This is a genomic window from Novosphingobium sp. Leaf2, assembly GCF_001421325.1.
Lineage (GTDB): Bacteria > Pseudomonadota > Alphaproteobacteria > Sphingomonadales > Sphingomonadaceae > Novosphingobium.
On record NZ_LMJY01000021.1, the window covers coordinates 18,714 to 35,827 of the forward strand.

The 17,114-nt window shown below is 60.7% G+C and carries 15 protein-coding genes; 12 read left to right on the forward strand and 3 right to left on the reverse strand.

The annotated features are described in order from the left end of the window. Window positions 1-13: 13 nt before the first annotated feature. Window positions 14-919, reverse strand: coding sequence for a LysR family transcriptional regulator (locus ASE49_RS16390; RefSeq protein ID WP_056775016.1), 906 nt, complete (start codon window positions 917-919; stop codon window positions 14-16). 128 nt (window positions 920-1,047) lie between these two features. Here ASE49_RS16390 and ASE49_RS16395 point away from each other — a divergent pair, with 128 nt between their 5' ends. Next, the gene (locus ASE49_RS16395) at window positions 1,048-3,156 is read left to right on the forward strand and encodes a malate synthase G (protein ID WP_082456545.1); all 2,109 of its coding nucleotides are present in this window, start codon (window positions 1,048-1,050) and stop codon (window positions 3,154-3,156) included. A gap of 71 nt (window positions 3,157-3,227) precedes the next feature. Here the strand turns inward: ASE49_RS16395 and ASE49_RS16400 are convergent, their stop codons facing one another. Next, window positions 3,228-3,608 carry a ribonuclease HI gene (locus tag ASE49_RS16400; protein ID WP_200922079.1) on the reverse strand — a complete coding sequence of 127 codons (381 nt, stop codon included), beginning with the start codon at window positions 3,606-3,608 and terminating at the stop codon, window positions 3,228-3,230. Window positions 3,609-3,685: 77 nt separating this feature from the next. Here ASE49_RS16400 and ASE49_RS16405 point away from each other — a divergent pair, with 77 nt between their 5' ends. The 10 genes from ASE49_RS16405 to ASE49_RS16450 all read left to right on the forward strand — a co-directional run bounded on the left by ASE49_RS16405 (window position 3,686) and on the right by ASE49_RS16450 (window position 15,175). Then, complete coding sequence (locus tag ASE49_RS16405; RefSeq protein ID WP_235523029.1) at window positions 3,686-3,973, forward strand: glutaredoxin domain-containing protein; 288 nt, start codon at window positions 3,686-3,688, stop codon at window positions 3,971-3,973. A 70-nt stretch (window positions 3,974-4,043) separates the two neighbouring features. Beyond that, the gene (locus tag ASE49_RS16410; RefSeq protein ID WP_056775022.1) at window positions 4,044-4,457 is read left to right on the forward strand and encodes an acyl-CoA thioesterase; all 414 of its coding nucleotides are present in this window, start codon (window positions 4,044-4,046) and stop codon (window positions 4,455-4,457) included. 213 nt (window positions 4,458-4,670) lie between these two features. Continuing rightward, window positions 4,671-4,937, forward strand: a complete 267-nt coding sequence (locus ASE49_RS16415; RefSeq protein WP_056775024.1) for a GlsB/YeaQ/YmgE family stress response membrane protein — start codon at window positions 4,671-4,673, stop codon at window positions 4,935-4,937. A gap of 820 nt (window positions 4,938-5,757) precedes the next feature. Then, window positions 5,758-6,816, forward strand: a complete 1,059-nt coding sequence (locus tag ASE49_RS16420; protein ID WP_082456534.1) for a DUF1838 family protein — start codon at window positions 5,758-5,760, stop codon at window positions 6,814-6,816. Between the two features lie 25 nt (window positions 6,817-6,841). After that, a complete protein-coding gene (locus tag ASE49_RS16425) occupies window positions 6,842-7,696 on the forward strand; it encodes a DUF1838 family protein (RefSeq protein ID WP_056775030.1) in 855 nt (284 codons plus the stop codon). Window positions 7,697-7,871: 175 nt separating this feature from the next. Next, the gene (locus ASE49_RS16430) at window positions 7,872-10,295 is read left to right on the forward strand and encodes a TonB-dependent receptor (protein WP_235523030.1); all 2,424 of its coding nucleotides are present in this window, start codon (window positions 7,872-7,874) and stop codon (window positions 10,293-10,295) included. 105 nt (window positions 10,296-10,400) lie between these two features. Further along, window positions 10,401-11,990, forward strand: a complete 1,590-nt coding sequence (locus tag ASE49_RS16435; RefSeq protein WP_200922080.1) for a carboxylesterase/lipase family protein — start codon at window positions 10,401-10,403, stop codon at window positions 11,988-11,990. Beyond that, complete coding sequence (locus tag ASE49_RS16440) at window positions 11,987-13,234, forward strand: serine hydrolase domain-containing protein (RefSeq protein WP_056775035.1); 1,248 nt, start codon at window positions 11,987-11,989, stop codon at window positions 13,232-13,234. Before ASE49_RS16435 ends, ASE49_RS16440 begins: the two co-directional genes overlap by 4 nt. A gap of 30 nt (window positions 13,235-13,264) precedes the next feature. Continuing rightward, window positions 13,265-14,191: a DUF1838 family protein gene (locus ASE49_RS16445; protein ID WP_056775038.1), complete on the forward strand. Its 927-nt coding sequence runs from the start codon at window positions 13,265-13,267 to the stop codon at window positions 14,189-14,191. An 87-nt stretch (window positions 14,192-14,278) separates the two neighbouring features. Beyond that, window positions 14,279-15,175 (forward strand): pirin family protein, encoded by an 897-nt coding sequence (locus ASE49_RS16450; protein WP_056775041.1) that lies wholly within the window; start codon window positions 14,279-14,281, stop codon window positions 15,173-15,175. 26 nt (window positions 15,176-15,201) lie between these two features. Here the strand turns inward: ASE49_RS16450 and ASE49_RS16455 are convergent, their stop codons facing one another. Further along, on the reverse strand, window positions 15,202-16,131 hold the full coding sequence (locus ASE49_RS16455) for a LysR family transcriptional regulator (protein ID WP_056775044.1): 930 nt from the start codon (window positions 16,129-16,131) through the stop codon (window positions 15,202-15,204). Between the two features lie 121 nt (window positions 16,132-16,252). On the opposite strand from ASE49_RS16455, the gene ASE49_RS16460 reads away from it, so the two are divergent. After that, on the forward strand, window positions 16,253-16,951 hold the full coding sequence (locus ASE49_RS16460; RefSeq protein ID WP_056775047.1) for a pirin family protein: 699 nt from the start codon (window positions 16,253-16,255) through the stop codon (window positions 16,949-16,951). The last annotated feature ends 163 nt before the right edge of the window (window positions 16,952-17,114 follow it).

Sequence of the window (17,114 nt, forward strand, 5' to 3'; positions counted from 1 at the left end):
GCGGGGCAGGCAATTACTGCCGCGCACTACCGTTTTCGTTCCAGTGGGCATGTGCAAACGCATCCCGCAGAAAGTCGGTGAAAGCCTGGACAGCCGCCGGTTGGCCCGGACCCTTGGGATGAACTGCATAGATCGCCAGATCGGCTGGCCCTTCCCAACCTGGCAGGACGGGATGGAGTCGCCCATCATTGAGCAGATCCTGCACGTCCCATAAAGAGCGCAGGGCAATGCCCAGCCCGCTTGTGGCAAGCTCGCGCACGATCTCGCTGGAATTGGTCCGCACAAAGCTGGTGCCCTCAACGGTTTTGCGGCGCGTGCCGAAAACCAGTTGCCACGGAAGCTGGCCATCGGCGGCGAGCAGCCTGTGTTCGGCCAGGTCCTGCAAATGGCGCGGCGCGCCATAGGCCGCAAGATAGGCAGGACTGGCGCATAGAATGCGGCGGTTCGCGGCTAGACGCCGGGCCTGCAGGTTGGGCGGTATTGCGCTCGTCACGCGGACAGCCACGTCGAAACGGCCGTCTAGCAGATCGACATAGGCGTCTGACAAGCGCAGATGCAGCTGGACGCGCGGATATGCGGCCAGGAACGGGCCGATCAGCGGCGCGACGTGCAGCCGCCCGAAGGACGTGGGCGCCGCAACTCTCAAGGGACCGGACGGCAACCGGGTGCGGTTGGTTACGCGCTGCTCCGCCGCCGTGAGCGCTTCCATGATGGCGGTCAGCTCGTGGAAAAGCTGGGCGCCGGTGTCCGTCAAAGCGACTTTGCGCGTCGTTCTGTGCAGCAGACGCGCGCCCAGGCGCGCTTCTAGGCGCATAATGCGTTTTGACATCATGGCAGCCGATATGCCCAGCGCCTGACCCGCTGCAGAGAAACTGCCCAGTTCTGCGACTTTGACAAAAAGAGGAAGATCGGCGTCCATTATTATTTCCTGGAAAGAAATTATCCTTCAATTCTGTTCCGTCTAATCAAGGGAATGGAATCGGTCTATGTCCATCATCGCGCTGACCAGCATCAAGTTTTGGCGAAGGAGCGGTGGACATGAATGGCATGATCGAAAAGGGCGGAGTTCGGGTCGATCCCCAGCTGGTCCGGTTCGTCGATGAACAGGTGCTGCCGGGAACAGGCCTGGCTGCCGCTACGTTCTGGTCCGGCTTTGCCGAAGTGTTTACGCGCTTTACGCCGCGTAACCGGGCGCTGCTTCGCACGCGGGATCACCTGCAGGCGCGCATCGATGCGTGGCATCAGGCCGAGTCGGGCCGCGCGATAGGCGATCCGGCGGCCTACACCCACTTCTTGGAACAGATCGGTTATCTGGTTCCCGAACCCGCGCCGTTCACGATCTCGACCGACAATGTCGATGCCGAGCTTGCCACGCTGGCAGGTCCGCAGCTGGTCGTGCCGGCGCTCAACGCCCGGTTCGTGCTGAACGCCGCCAATGCCCGCTGGGGCAGCCTGTACGATGCATTGTATGGCACCGATGCTATTCCAGGCACGCCGGCTTCTGGCAGCTACGATGCCGAGCGCGGCGCAAAAGTCATTGCCTGGGCAAAAGCGTTCCTCGATGACGCCGTGCCCTTGGCGCAAGGGCGGTGGCAAGACTGGGCAGGCGGGCCGCCAGACCTGCGCGACCCTTCGCAATTGGTCGGTCGCGCCGGCGATAACTACCTGTTGCGGCATAACGGACTTCACATCGAACTGGTGATTGACGCCAATCATCCCATTGGCAAGTCAGACCCCGCCAACCTTGCTGACGTCATCCTGGAATCGGCGCTGTCCGCGATCATCGATCTGGAAGACTCTGTTGCTGCAGTCGATGCTGCAGATAAAGTTGCAGCCTACACCAACTGGCTGGGGCTCATGAAAGGCGATCTTGAGGATATCTTCGAAAAGAATGGGGCGCTCGTCACGCGCCGCCTCAATCCCGATCGCATGTATCAAGCCGCCGACGGTCGCGCTTTCACATTGCCGGGCCGCAGCTTGCTGTTCGTGCGTAATGTCGGTCATTTGATGACAACGCCGGCGGTCCTGCTTGCCGACGGCACCGAGGCGCCGGAAGGTATCCTCGATGGCATCGTCACCACAGCAATCGCGTTGCACGATCTTCGGCGCAACGGGCGGTTGGTCAACAGCCGAAAGGGCAGCATCTACATCGTCAAACCCAAGATGCACGGGCCTGAGGAGGCGGCTTTCGCCAACGACCTATTCGATGCCATCGAAGACATGCTGGGACTTGACCGTCACGTTCTGAAAATTGGCGTGATGGATGAGGAGCGCCGAACGTCCGCCAATCTTGCTGCCTGCATCGAAGCGGTGCGCGGCCGTATCGTGTTCATCAATACCGGTTTTCTGGACCGTACCGGAGATGAAATCCATACGTCGATGCACGCAGGACCAATGGTGCGTAAGGGGGGTATGAAGGCCTCGACGTGGATTGCCGCGTATGAGGATCGCAACGTGCAGATCGGGCTGGCCTGCGGGCTTTCCGGGAAAGCGCAGATCGGCAAGGGTATGTGGGCCGCGCCCGATCGCATGGCCGATATGCTGCAGCAAAAGGTGGCGCATCCGGCAACAGGCGCGAATACGGCGTGGGTGCCTTCGCCCACGGCAGCCACGTTGCACGCCACCCATTATCACGCCATTGACGTGTTCGCCCGCCAGCATGAGCGCCGGACCGAAGGGCCGGCCGCTCTGGAGAGCCTGCTGACCCTGCCTCTGGCGCGCGGCGTCAACTGGTCCGAACAGGACATTCGCGACGAGTTGGATAACAACGCGCAGGGCATTCTGGGCTACGTGGTTCGCTGGATCGATCAGGGCGTGGGCTGCTCTAAGGTACCGGACATTCACGACGTTGGCCTGATGGAAGACCGCGCCACCTTGCGCATATCATCGCAGCATATGGCGAACTGGATGCTTCACGGCGTATGCTCCCCCGCAGACGTGGACGCCGCGCTGCAGCGCATGGCCGCAAAGGTGGACGCGCAGAACGCGGGCGATCCTGCGTATCGGCCGATGAGCGGGCATGAAGCGCACAGCGTTGCATTTCAGGCAGCCCGCGCGCTTATTTTCGAAGGGCTGCAGCAGCCCAACGGTTATACCGAGCCGTTACTTCATCGCTTTCGTAAGAAAGCCAAGACAGAAAACGTATTTGGAGAGTGAAGCATCAGGGGCTTATGCTGCGCATGAAAACATGCAGCATACGCCGCGCGGCTGGAGCGGAACTCGCTTGTTCAACGGGGGTGACGCGCAGCCAGCGCGATGCCGGCCAGGTTCTGCTCCCGCTTGATCCAGCGGATCCTTGACGGCTTTACAAGCTCGGCAAGTGCAAGGAAACGCTCGCTGCGCGCGTCCGATGCTATGCCGCTTTGCAGTATGGTATTGGCGTGGCGAATTACGGGGAGAGCATCTCCGATAAATTCGGCCCCCAGAAGCAATGCGGATTCGCTGACTTCCAACGCGCAGATCAGCGCAAGCCATTCCGCATCGGCGTTGTTCCCGCTGCCCAGATTGTCAAAAAGGTGTGTTTTGCCGCGCAGCACCACCGCCGCTTCGATCGGGCCGGGATTGGGTCGGCAACCACCGTCAAAAAAGATCTTCCGCTTTGTCCACATGCCTACAGTCCTGATGCAAGGCATCTCCATCTGCAAGCAGGTGGTGGCTCGCAACGAATGGCCGGCTCACGCGCTTGATGAACCTGTGGCCCGCCGCGCCCCTTTTTCTGGAGACTGATATGCCTGCCGCCAAAACCGCTGAACTGTACCGCATGGTGCTGCCCGATCACACTTGCCCGTTCGGCTTGCGCGCAAAGCAGATGTTGGAAGATGCCGGCTATGAAGTTCATGATACGGTTCTGTCGTCCCGCGCGGAGGTTGATGCCTTCGAGGAGACGCACGGCGTCGAGACCACGCCACAGGTCTTCATAGACGGCGAGCGTGTCGGCGGAAGCGATGATCTTGCACGGTATCTATCGCGCTGACGGTTTCGGACGGTGTCGGAGCGTTGTATGGACGCGGCCGACTATCAATTCGCCACGACGTGAGACGAGCATGACCGAACCGCATCTACACGAGTACGCTGTCGAGATCCACGATGACGACATCGATTTTATGGGGCACGTCAACAATGCCTCTTATCTCAAATGGATACAGGCCGCGGTGGTGGATCACTGGCAGCGCATCGCCTCTGCGCAGGCGTTGGCTGCCTATCAGTGGATCGCGCTGAAACACGAGATCACGTATCGCAAGCCTGCTCTCCTGACCGACCGGCTGGTGGCATATCTGCGGCTGGAGAGCGTGAAGCGCGAGAGTGCGTTTTACGAAACGATCGTGCGGCGCGGCGAAGACGTGATCAGTACGGTCAAGTCCCGCTGGTGTTGCATTGATCGCCAGTCAAAAAGGCCGGTGAGAATCACCGATGCCGTGAAGCAATGCTTCTTCCCCTCCTCGCCAACTGCAACATGACGGCGGCTATTTAACGCCGACGCTAACAATTTACCGCCGGACGGCAACGTAATCGCGTTCGCGGGGTTCAATCCTCAAGCCATGTCGGTAATCTCGGCACGGCAGTCGGGAAACGGCGGTGTCAAGTCGCGGTTTGTCGGAAAAAAGGGGGGCTTATCAGGCTTGTCTTGCGGCAGTCAGGTAGCCCGAACACACCATTGAAGGAGTTTTCGGATGGGTTGGATTATTGCACTTATCGTAGGCGGCATCGCTGGCTGGTTGGCAAGCATGGTCATGAAGCGCGACGCTTCCATGGGCATCATCCTCAACATCGTTGTGGGCTGTGTAGGCTCGGTCATCGGCAATGCGCTGGCGGGTCCGCTGCTCGGCATTCGTGGCAGCGTTCAGGAATTCTCGATCGTCGGCCTGCTGATCGCTTTTGTCGGCGCCGTGATCCTTTTGGCGATCGTCAACTTTTTCCAGCGTCGTTCGGTTCGGTAACAGCCGCTTCGCGGTACTGAGCTTCAGGGTTTGCCGCCATGCTTGCCGAAAGGCAGGCGTGGCGGTTTGCCGTTCGGGACGGGTAGAGTTTCAAATCTGCCTTTGCGACGACCCATTACCATATTGCCGGCCTCAAGCGCCGTTTTCGCCGGCAATATGTGGCCACGCCCGGCGTTCTGCAACGGGACTCTCCGATGTGCGGTCATCCCGCCGTTATCATTCAAGGGGATCCGCCAAGACAGTGCTGACGGGCTCCCGACGAGAATGTCGCGTTGCGCAGGGGCTGCCTGTCCCACAAGATGGACCTGGAAAGTGATTGCACGCAATCACTTGGTCCGTTCACCAACGTTGACTTTCGCAAGGCACCAAGTTGCAACATTTAGCCGTTACGGCTGCGTTGCGCATTTCACAGGTCAAGGGTTCTGCCTGTAGTTTGCAGTGCAGGTAACCGTTACTGATGAAGCGTGGTCTAAGCCTTGCGGCGCAATTCCCTGATAAAACAAGGCATCGCACGCACCGCCTCGGCGAGAACTGACGGAACGTATCCGCCAGTCGGATTACTTGCCCCAAATCCGTTCCGTTATTGCGTATGAAGTTCAGTTTCAGCGCATGAAGAATGATCCAGATGCAGCGTGCATTGAGGGTTACGCTTCATATACCAATCCGGGATCACGCATGATGTATCGGACGGCAACATCCTGAAATACGCATCCTATGCAATGATCTTACGATGATCTGAAATATACATAGAGACTGTAGAGTACAGCGCAGATAAATACGCCATTTGTCGCAGATACTATTCCTTACGGGATTTTCAGTCATGATTTTCAATAGTATCTATGCAGCGGTAAACAGGCGCACTATGATCGGCGGTATATGCGGTGCAGCGGCCATTATGGCTGGCTCAGCCACTTCAGCCGCTGCTGGATCAGCTCTGAAAAATCCGCACATCAGGCCGATAAATGTTCTGGACCCACGCGATAATCTGTATGGTTTTGCAAAGATGTGGGGAACTATCGGCCCCAAGTCTGTAAAATCTGGATACTATGGTGTGCAATATGCCATCATCGGTACGAAGCGGGCGATGCCTTTGTTTGGCTATTATGGCTTTGGCAATACACGCAACATTATTCAACCGGACGGTACCGTCAAAGTTCTGGGCAAAGAGTGCGGGTACTTCACCGATCTTGCCACGGGCGAGATCATGGACGTTTGGGAAAATCCATGGACGGGCGAGAAAGTGGATGTGTTTCCCTTTCTCAACGATCGCTGGCGCGGGACTTTGGGTCTTGAACAGATGGTTTTCAACGTCGGTGACAGCCAGACCCTCAACAACGATATGGGTAAGGGCGCCAGTCGCAAGGGCGAACCTTTCCGGTTGCCGTGGAATCGGGTGGGCGATCAGTACCTGCTGTCGTGGGACTATGCGCACGAATATACAAATCCGGTAACTCCGGAGGGCTGGCCCAAGGCGTCCACGGGCACGATCGCCAACCCTTCCGAACATTTCTGCATCTGCACACCGGCGGACGAGATCGACGATCGGTCCCTGCCTTCCGCGCGCTATCACGCCGGATTTACCCGGCAGGGCCCCTGGTGGCCCTGGATGAAGATGGGCCAGAGCGGTGTTGCCGGCGTCCTTATGGGACGCATGCATAGCTACAAGATCACCGGCACCGAGGAGGATATCCCCCCCGTCGTACTCAAGCGCGTGCAGCGCGATCGGCCGGACCTTCTCGAAGAACCGACTGATGGCCCGGAAGAAGGCGTGCGCGGAACGCTGGAGGCCTATGCCGAGGAGGTCCCGCCCGAAGTGCCAGGTTACGTTTCGCCCTTGGCGCGCAAACGTCAAGCTCAGCACGAGGGGGTCGGACAATGACTGGCCTTGATGAAGGATTTTGCACATGGGCATGACGTTCGGCCGGCGTGGTGCACTTGGCGTAGCCGCAGCGGGATTGTTTGCGGGGCACGCCGGTGCGGCGCTAGCCTCTGCAAAGATGGCGGGCCCTTCACTCGATACGCCTGCGGGGCGTCTGCGTGCTTACATGATGATGCACGGCGCCCTGGATGAGCGGCTGGTCATCGGCTACCTGAGCGGGAGCTACTTTGGCGTGGTCAATGCCGAGATGACCCCGCTTTGGGACGTCGTGGGCGTCACATTCTCGCGATACCGGCGGCGTTCGGATGGCGGCTATGATGGTGTCACGGGCGAAATTGCCTTTTTCTTCGACCCCGCCACGGGCAAGGCGCCGGGGCGCTTCTTCAATCCGTACACTGGCGCATGGGTAACGGACCCGCAAAGCAATCTGCCGCCCAGCCGGATCACCTTTTCGCCGACCGGCGAAATGCAGGTGCCCCATTTGCCGCCCGGCGCCACGTTCGACCACGTGATCAAGGCCCCGCAAGTGCGCGGCGACGACATCTGGATTTCAGCAGTGACCCGCGCAGGCATTCCTGCACCGGCCGGCAAGCCTGCGTTCCATTACAACGAGATGGTCACGCTGCATGGTCGGGTGTCCGATCTGTCGCGGGGCGATCTTGGGCGCATTCCCTGTGAAGTCACGTTCACCAACGTCGTCGATTGGCGACCGTGGATGGGGATGGCGGGGCGTCCGGGGCACCTGACGGCGATCGGCAGCGGGCGCCTAGGTGTCAGTATCTCTGACCTGCCAAAACCCTGGATCGAGGCGACGCGCCAGAAATTTCCAGCAATACTCGACGATCCCGGTTCACTGATCGAGCAACTCTGGGAAAGTTGAACGACGTTCGTCTTTGCGTGAGGTCAAGATCAACACACGCGGCGATACATGGGGTGATTACAAACGGATTAGACTGACCGGTTGGCGACACATGCGTTGCCGATTGAAGATATATTATGTCAATATGACACCAAGGGGAAAAGTTATGGGGAAATCCAGGAATTTATTTTACGCGATGGCATCGATCCCGGTAATCGCGGCGTTTCTTGTTCAGGCCGGTCCGGCGATGGCGCAGGATGCTGAAGAAAAGGCCAGTTCTTCGCCGGGTGACATCGTCGTTACGGCCCGTAAACGTGAGGAGGATATCCTCAAGACGCCCGTGACCGTCGTTGCGATCACGCGTGAGCAGATGGACATCAAGGGCATCAAGACGATGCAGGATCTGGCCGCATCGACGCCAGGTATCAACATTAACGACAGTTCTTCGGGGCACGCGGACCGTTCGTTTCAGCAGGTAATCCTGCGCGGCATGACGCCGTCCACTACCTTGGCAACGACGACGTCGTTGTTCATCGACGGCGTTCCCATCGCTTCGCCTTCGGCCTTCACCGCGATCAGCGCGCCGGAACGCATCGAAATCCTCAAGGGCCCGCAAAGCGCCTATTTTGGCCGTAATACCTTTGCCGGGGCCATCAACGTGGTGAACTCGATCCCCAAAGGCGAATGGAGCGGCTCTGCCACCGGCATGGTCGGCACGCGCAGCAATTATCGCGTCCGGGGTGAACTGGAAGGGCCCATCATTGGTGATGCGCTGACTTTCCGCGTGACGGGCGAAAAGTTCTCGAAAGACGGCTCGTGGCGCAACGAGTCCAACGGCGAGACCCTTGGTGATCAGTCCACCGCAACCGGCACGCTGCTGATCGTCGCCAAGCCTACCGATAAGCTGACGATCAAGCTGTTCGGCATGATTGCCAAGGATGACGATGGCCCGTCCGCGCAGACCCGTATCCTGGCGCAGAACATTCGCGATACCAACGGCAACCTGATCTATGCCAGCCAGTCCAACTGCGTGCTGAACGGTAATCCGTATATCTGCGGGACCTTGCCGCGCACGATCAACGGGGTGTCGGCCAACACAACGGTCACCACCAATCTGCGCAACTTGCTCGCCATCGACACAAATCGCGTGGTTTCTCCAGAAGATACCGTCGATCACTATGGCCTGCTGCGTCATACCCGGCATGCGCATGCCACGCTCGATTATGAACTGAACGACCAATTGTCGTTGTCGGTGCTGGGCGGTTACAATCGCGAAAAGTGGAGCACGCTGATCGATCTGGATGGATACGATACGTCGATGCTTGCATCGCCGTTTTCGCCGGACGGCTATTTCGACTTTCCGTACGTTATTGAGCGCGACAATCTTGACTGGTCGACGGAAGCGCGGCTGAATTTCGACTTCGGCAAGCTGCGCGGCGTGGTAGGCGCCAGTTACTTGTACGCCCGGACGTATGGCGCGCTTGCAAGCGGGCTGTCGACGGCTTCGAACACCAGCTATTCCAAGGGCGGTAAGGATCAGAGCGAAACCAAGGGCGCGTACTTTGGCCTGACGTATGATTTCACCGACCAGCTCTCTCTCAGTGTCGAAGGACGCTACCAGATCGATAAGCTGGCTTCCTACGTTTCGGCGTCCGGTCTGACTGTACGCGGCTCACAATTTGTTCCGGCGGGCGTATACGCGCCGGGCACACTGCTCGCTGAAAAAGAGTTCAAGAACTTTACGCCGCGCGTGATTCTAAATTTCCAGGCAACGCCTGACCTTATGGTCTATGCATCGTGGGCGAAGGGCATAAATCCCGCGCAGTTCAACACAGGCATTCTGAGCCAGACAGCATCAATCCAGCAGGCCGCCGCCAATGCGGGAATGACGCTGACAGTCGATCCGGAAAAGCTCACCAACTACGAGATGGGTGTCAAGGGCCGTCTGTTTGGCGGTTCGCTTACGTATGCAGTTTCTGCCTATTATGCGCAGTGGCGCAACCAGATCAATTCGATCCTATTGACCGTGCCGGACGGCACTTTCACTAACGGCATCGAAAATGTGGCTTTCGTCAGCGGGTACTCTAATTCGGGCTCGGTTGATCTGTACGGCGTGGAAGGGCAGTTCGCCTGGCGTCCGATCGACTTGATAACGATTGATGGTGGTGCTGCTTTCAACATGACTGACATCCGCTCGTTTGTTAGCCCAACGATCACGGCGCTTACCGGTATTACCGATTACACCGGCTACGAAATGCCCAATGCATCCAAGTATTCGGCAAATCTTGGTATTCAGATCGGCGGCAACGTGAAGGGTCAGGAGAACACCACGTGGTTCCTGCGTGGTGACTGGAACTTCAAGTCCGGTTTCTATACGAACCAGGCTAATACCACCAAGACCAGCGATGCGCACAAGTTCAACTTCCGCACCGGCGCCACCTGGGGGAACAAGTCACTTCAGGTGTTTGTGAACAATGCCTTCAACAACAAGGCGTACACCAGCGCAACGGATAACTGGACGATCGAGCAAGGCTATCGCTACTTGTCCACCTACTCGGCGGTTCTGGTCGGATTGCCCGAGTTGCGGACTGCTGGCGTTGAATTCAGAATCAATTTCTAAGCTATGACCCTACCTTTCAGCCGGCAGAATGCATTTTGCTTCGCCGGCTGAAAGTTCCGGCCTGAAGGTTTGGCCTGACCCCTTTTTACGTATGGTAACCATTGAATGAAGCATTCAGCACGACGCACAGCAAAAGCGATGATCCCGGCGTTGGCGGCTTTCGTCACGCTGCAAGCTGGCGCGCACGCCCGTGACGCAGGTAGCGCGCCGACCGCTACCGTTTCGGCAGGGGCTTTGCGCGGCGTCAATGCGGGCAACGTTGCCGTGTTTCTGGGCATCCCTTATGCCGCGCCGCCTGTGGGTGACCTGCGTTGGCGTGCTCCGCGTCCGGCTGCGGCCTGGCCCGCGGTGCGCAACGCCACCGCGTTCGGCCATGACTGCATGCAAAACCCGTTTCCAGGCGACGAAGCGCCTTTGCGGACCACGCCTGACGAGGATTGTCTTTATCTAAATGTCTGGAAACCGGCGACCGCGCGGCCTGGCGCAAAGTTGCCGGTAGTGGTGTGGTTTTATGGCGGCGCGTTCATCGGCGGTGGCACGTCTCCGGCGATCTACGACGGGTCGGCGTTCGCGCGGCAGGGTGTGATCTTCGTCAGTTTCAATTACCGCGTGGGGCGGTTTGGTTTCTTTTCGCATCCGGCGTTGACGGCGGAGCAGGGACCCGTAGGCAACTTCGCGGTCTCCGACCAGGTGGCTGCATTGGCCTGGGTGCGTGACAACATCGCCGCGTTCGGGGGCGACGCCACCAAAGTGACCATCATCGGCGAATCCGCCGGTGGCACGTCGGTGATCAACATGCTGACTGTGCCGTCAGCGCGTGGGCTGTTTCGCGGCACCATCTCGATGTCGGGCGGTGGGCGTTCGTTGCTGCGCACCGCCACCCTTGAAGCGAGCGAGCAGGTGGGCCTCAATTTCGCCAAACGTGAAGGTGTGGAGGGCACCAGCGCGGATGCCTTGGCGGCCTTGCGCCGGCTACCCGCCGCGCAGGTCCAGGGAAAAAACCTTTTCGCCGATCGGCTTGGAACGCCGATGACGTATATCGGCGGTTATGTCGCGGATCGCAGCGTCGTACCCCGCCCCAGCGATACCGCGATGGAAGCAGGTGCCATGGCCCGTGTTCCCGTGATGATCGGATGGACCAGCGCGGACGCAGGGCTTTCCTTCGCGCAAGACAAGACGCAGCTTTTCAAAAGTTTCGGTTCGCATGGCGAGGCAATCCGCAAGGCCTACGATCCGGATGGCACGCGTCCGTTCGAAGCGCTACGCTACGAGATCACCCGGGACCAGTACATGGCTGAACCCGCCCGTTTCGTGGCGCGCCACGCCACGCACCTTGGCAGCCAGGCCTTCGTCTATCGCTTTGGGTACGTGGCGCATGCGATGCGGGCGAAATGGCGGGACGGCGCACCGCACGCCACCGACATTCCGTACTTTTTCGATACGGTAGAGGCGCGGTATGGGGCGAGCACAACACCGCAGGACCGCGCCGCAGCGCGCCTGGCCAATCGCTACGTCGTGAATTTCGTCAAGACTCAAAACCCTAACGGCAGCGGCAATCCGCCCTGGTCTGCCTACACCAAGGGCGGCGAGGCGATGATGGATTTCACGATGGACGCGGCGGCAAAAAGTATCGCCAACCCCTCGACTGCCAAACTCGACGTTATCGCCGCCACTGCCCAGGTGCCCGAGCAATGATCCGGGTGAGCTTCAAGACGTGGCCGCGCCTGCTTGCTGTGGCAGCTGCTTTGGGGTCGCTGACGCCGGTCGCGGCGCAGACGCCGACATCACCGTCCGCCCAGGATGAGGCGGTCTACCGCCAGCGCCTTGCCGCTTTCGTCGCGGATCCGGGTAACTTCCCATATGCGCCGATGGAACCACTGCGCGGTGCGGCGCGGTGGCAGCCGCTGCCATTGGCCGCGCGGCCAGTGATCGCATCCGCTGCGCTCGACAGCGCGACCGCGTATGCCAAAGCCATGCGCTCAAGCGCGTTCATCGTGTGGCGGGATGGGAAGATCGAGCGGGAATGGTATGGCGAGGGTGTCGATCGCACCACGCCGCTCATCTCGAAATCGCTGTCCAAGCCGCTGGCGGCCATCGCTGTCGGTCGGGCGATTGCCCTTGGCAAGATCGCTTCGCTCGACCAGCCGATCAGCGATTTTCTGCCGGAGACGAAAGGCACCCAAAAGGGGCGCATCCTGCTTCGGCACCTGCTCGATATGCGTTCAGGCATGTTGCACCAGGGCTTCAGCCGCGATCCGAAGAACCCTTACAATCGCGCCTTTCTGGATGTCGATTTCGGACAGCGCATTGTGGACAGTTATCCGATGATCGCGGAGCCCGGCACGCTGTATTCGTACGCCAACGCGCCGGCCGATCTGGTGGCGGTGGTGATCGAACGGGCCACCGGCCAGCGCTATGGCGATTTCGTGTCCCGGGAAGTGCTCCGCCCGCTTGGCGCGCAGGGTGGCGAAATCTGGGTCGGCAAGCCTGGCGGTCTGGCGCATTCAGGCTGCTGTGCACGACTGCCGGCAGAAACGTTCCTGAGGCTGGCGGTGCTGCTGCTCGATGATGGGCAATGGCACGCAAAGCGGCTGCTGCCGCGCGGCTACGTCGCCCAGATGCGCAAGGGCACCCCCCAGAACCCGAGCTTCGGGCTGGGCATCTGGCTGGGTGAGCCTTACCTGCAACGCCGCGGTTTCGGCGCGCCTGGTCAGCTGGGGCCTCAGGTGCTGCATTCGCAGCCTTACCTCGATCCAGCGCTGTTCCTGTTCGACGGCAATTCCAACCAGACCGTGCAGGTATCTCCGGCGAACCGCCTGATCGTGCTGCGCATGGGGCCTACCCCGCCCGCGCCAACAGCCGGCGGGGCAGGCGAATGGGACAACAGCATCCTTCCCAATACGCTGATCCGCGGCTTGCCGACAGCAAACCGGCGGTAACGCGATCCTATCATGAATGGAGAAGCTCCGATGGATACCAATGTCTCGCGCAGAGGCCTGATGGTCGCAGGATCGATCGCGGCTTCGCTGACCGCTGCAGGGGCGGTTGCTGGCCGGGCGGTGGCTGCCGCACGCGGCCCCGTCACCGATGGCGATGTGGCAAGCCGCCTTGCTGATCCCGCAACCCGGGCCCGGGTCCAGGCGCGCGTTCGCGGCTCTTGCGGGCGGGAAACGATTCCGATCTTCTATCGCCTGGATCTGTATGGCTATACCGGCGAAGGCAATCTGGTTCCGTATTTTACGCTCAACCATCTGAGCGTCAACGAATGGCGTCCGTTGCCCAATGACGAGTACGAAGCCAAGACGTTCGAATGCGGCGCGTACTGCAAGTTCGGCACGGACGAAGCGCTCGACACCTGGACCAACCCGATTACCGGGGAGACCCGCGAGGTGTTCCATTTCCTGGGCGGCCCGTTCACCGTGGTCACCGGCGCCAACGGCATTCGGGCGATGGGCGCGGAGCTAACCCCGCATCCGGCCCGGATGGAGGCTTTCGGCGGGACGTTCTTCCTGACCTCGTCCGCCAGCATGGCCCGCCCCAACCCCACAGCGGCCAAGGATCATCCCGAACTTTACAGCGGAAAGGTATCGTACTGGGATACGATCTCTACCGTCACATGCAGCACGAAGGCCGCGTTCGACGATACGCTGTCCAGCGCGCCGGCGGTCTGCCATTTCCAGAACATGGGTTCGTGGCACCCGTGGCTGGGCATGGGACAGAAACCGGGGCGGACTTATGGACGGGCGGCCGGCACCAAGCTGCGGTCTATCGACGAGATCCCGGCGGCTGCCCGTAAAACGCTGGAGGCCAAGACGCCGCAGATATTTGACCGCGCGAACTGGACGACGCCGCTGATGGATATTCCGGAATATATCAGGTCGCTGGACAAGCGCTGAGGTTGCGGCGTCGGTGCGGGGGGTGGCTCACCCTGCGCTGCGCGGCTATACAGCCGCGAAGAGCAGCATCGGCAAAGGTGAACCGGCATGATAGAAATGGTGATCGCGCAGCGCCGCCGCAGCCTTGGCGGCGGGCTGGATGTCGGCCGGGTGCTGCCCTTCGCGCAGCGGCGCATGGTGGGTCCGTTCGTGTTCTTCGACCATATGGGCCCGCTGGACGTAGCGGCTGGGGCAGACCGCAGCCTTGATGTGCGGCCGCACCCGCATATCGGTCTGTCCACGGTCACATATCTGTTTTCCGGCGAGATCGTGCACCGCGACAGCGTGGGATCGCATCAGCCGATCCGCGCGCGCGAGGTGAACTGGATGACGGCCGGCAGCGGCATCACCCATTCGGAACGCTTCGAAAAGGCGCGAGCGGTGGGCGATCATCTGCATGGCATCCAGGCCTGGGTTGCCCTGCCGGACGGGCAGGAAGAAGTAGCGCCGGCATTCTCCCACCATGCGGGAGACGACCTTCCACAGTGGCACGAGGGCGGCGTGCAAGGCCAGTTGATCGCCGGGAGCGCGTATGGGCTGACGGCAGGCGTGCAGACCCATTCCCCGTTGTTCTACGCTCATCTGGACATGGAAGCGGGGGCGGTTGCCGAAATACCGTCGGGCTTTTCGGAGCGGGCCGTATATGTCGCCACCGGCGCGGTGGAGATCGACGGTGCCCGTCATGAGGCGGGCAACATGCTGGTGGTCACCGGCGCGGCATCGCAGGTTCGCGCCGTGGCACCGTCCACCATCATGGTTCTGGGCGGGGAGCCTGTGGGCGAGCGGCATCTGTACTGGAACTTCGTTTCTTCGTCGAAGGACCGGCTGCGACAGGCCGCGGAGGATTGGAAGGCCGGGCGGATGAAACTGCCGGATGCCGACGATGCCGAGTTTATCCCCCTGCCCGATGATGCGCCCGTGCCCTCGCCACCAGCGATGTCCTGACCGGCATTAGCGCTGCGATGCGGGCGTTAAATGTCCGCCATGCCCGTAACCGGGCGATCGTCTGCGCCCAGCACCACGAACTGGTCCAGCAGCCACGATGCCGCTGGGCCCGGCGGCGTGTCGCGGCGCCAGATGCCGGAGAGCCGATATATGCCGCCGGTGTGATCGGGCATCGCCAGTTGCACCAGCGTTCCGGAAAACAGGTCCGCCTCGATCATCGGCAGTGGCATGTTGCCCCAGCCGATGCCCTGCCGCAGCAACGCGTGTTTGGCGCCAAGGTCCGCAAGCCGCCACGTGCGTGGACTGATGACCGAATATTCGCGACCTTCGGTGAAGCGCGACCGGTCGGTCAGCACAAGCTGCGTATATTCGCGCGCTGCGCCCGGCTCGATCTTCGTCATCCGTCCCAGTGGATGGTCCGGCGCGGCGACCGGCACCATCGTTACCGCGCCGGCCAGCCGGCTTTCGATGCCTTCCACGCCTTTGGACAACGGCCCTGACACGCCGATTACCGCCTCCTTGTCCAGCACCATGGACGTTACCGCCCCCAGCGCCTCGACATGCAGGCGCAGTTGCACCGTGGGAAATTCCGCCGCGAAGCCGCGCAGGACCTGGCCAAGCCGCTCCGCCGGCAGCATGACGTCAACGGCAAGATCGACTTCCGCCTCCAGGCCTTCGAGCAACCCCTTCACCTTGGCGCGCAAGCCATCGACGCCTTGCGCCACGTTGCGCGCTTCGGTGAGGACAGCGCGGCCGGCGTCGGTCAACCTGGGCTTGCGGGTGCCTTCACGCTCGAACAGCAGGACACCCAGCTGGGCCTCCAGGTTGGCAACGCCGTAGCTGATCACCGATACCGCGCGGTTGAGCTTGCGCGCGGCGGCGGCAAAACTGCCGCAATCGACGATAGCCAGCAGTATCCTGATCTGATCGAGGGTGGGGGTGCCGGGCGTATTCACTATTCAGCTTTCTCGAACAAATGATGCAAACTTATGCCTCTGCACAGGAAAGCTGGCAAGGCCTACATCGGTCTCAACACGAAGCGAACCTTACCAGCCGCTTCTTATGAGGAGACCCGAGATGATCGAACTGCGACCTTTTGACAGCCTTGGCGGCGCCAATCACGGCTGGCTCAATGCCAAGCACCACTTCTCCTTCGCCGACTACCATGATCCGGCCCGCGTCCACTGGGGCAACCTGCGGGTGTGGAATGATGACATTATCGCGCCGCAGACCGGTTTCCCCCCGCACCCCCACCGCGACATGGAAATCATCACGTACGTTCGGGAAGGCGCGATCACCCACGAGGACAGCCTTGGCAACAAGGGCCGCACCGAAGCGGGCGATGTTCAGGTGATGAGCGCGGGTACCGGCGTGCGCCACTCCGAATACAATCTCGAGGACGTGGAGACGCGCATTTTCCAGATCTGGATCGTCCCCACTCGCAACGGCGAGGCGCCATCCTGGGGCGCCAAGCCCTTCCCCAAGGGCGAACGGTCCGGCCGTTTCGTCACTCTGGCGTCGGGCTACGAAGACGATAACGACGCGTTGCCGATCCGTACCGATGCGCGGGTTCTGGGCGCGACCTTGAAGGCCGGCGAAGTGGCCGAGTATCCGCTGGGGCGGGACCGCAAGGCCTACCTCGTGCCCGCGACCGGATCTGTCCGCATCGATGACGTGCAGGTCAATGCCCGCGACGGTGCGGCGATCAAGGATGTCGATGTGCTGCGCATCACCGCGCTGGAGGATAGCGAGATCGTGATGGTCGATGCGGCCTGAGGCAATCGGCTACAACAAGTAGCCGCAGATATCGAGAGCGGCGGCGCCCTTTCCGATTGCGGAAAAGGCGTCGCCGCTTGCGTTTTAAAATGTCCGGTTGAACGCGGGAAAAGATTACGCCGAGGAACTGCGTTGCAGTCCGGGGTTTTCACATGCTGCACCG

Excerpts from the sequence above, each read along its gene's own strand:
- ASE49_RS16390 (WP_056775016.1), bottom strand. The coding sequence starts at position 919 with ATGGACGCCGATCTTCCTCTTTTTGTCAAAGTCGCAGAACTGGGCAGT.
- ASE49_RS16395 (WP_082456545.1), top strand. The coding sequence starts at position 1,048 with ATGATCGAAAAGGGCGGAGTTCGGGTCGATCCCCAGCTGGTCCGGTTC.
- ASE49_RS16400 (WP_200922079.1), bottom strand. The coding sequence starts at position 3,608 with ATGTGGACAAAGCGGAAGATCTTTTTTGACGGTGGTTGCCGACCCAAT.
- ASE49_RS16405 (WP_235523029.1), top strand. The coding sequence starts at position 3,686 with ATGAACCTGTGGCCCGCCGCGCCCCTTTTTCTGGAGACTGATATGCCT.
- ASE49_RS16410 (WP_056775022.1), top strand. The coding sequence starts at position 4,044 with ATGACCGAACCGCATCTACACGAGTACGCTGTCGAGATCCACGATGAC.
- ASE49_RS16415 (WP_056775024.1), top strand. The coding sequence starts at position 4,671 with ATGGGTTGGATTATTGCACTTATCGTAGGCGGCATCGCTGGCTGGTTG.
- ASE49_RS16420 (WP_082456534.1), top strand. The coding sequence starts at position 5,758 with ATGATTTTCAATAGTATCTATGCAGCGGTAAACAGGCGCACTATGATC.
- ASE49_RS16425 (WP_056775030.1), top strand. The coding sequence starts at position 6,842 with ATGGGCATGACGTTCGGCCGGCGTGGTGCACTTGGCGTAGCCGCAGCG.
- ASE49_RS16430 (WP_235523030.1), top strand. The coding sequence starts at position 7,872 with ATGGCATCGATCCCGGTAATCGCGGCGTTTCTTGTTCAGGCCGGTCCG.
- ASE49_RS16435 (WP_200922080.1), top strand. The coding sequence starts at position 10,401 with ATGAAGCATTCAGCACGACGCACAGCAAAAGCGATGATCCCGGCGTTG.
- ASE49_RS16440 (WP_056775035.1), top strand. The coding sequence starts at position 11,987 with ATGATCCGGGTGAGCTTCAAGACGTGGCCGCGCCTGCTTGCTGTGGCA.
- ASE49_RS16445 (WP_056775038.1), top strand. The coding sequence starts at position 13,265 with ATGGATACCAATGTCTCGCGCAGAGGCCTGATGGTCGCAGGATCGATC.
- ASE49_RS16450 (WP_056775041.1), top strand. The coding sequence starts at position 14,279 with ATGATAGAAATGGTGATCGCGCAGCGCCGCCGCAGCCTTGGCGGCGGG.
- ASE49_RS16460 (WP_056775047.1), top strand. The coding sequence starts at position 16,253 with ATGATCGAACTGCGACCTTTTGACAGCCTTGGCGGCGCCAATCACGGC.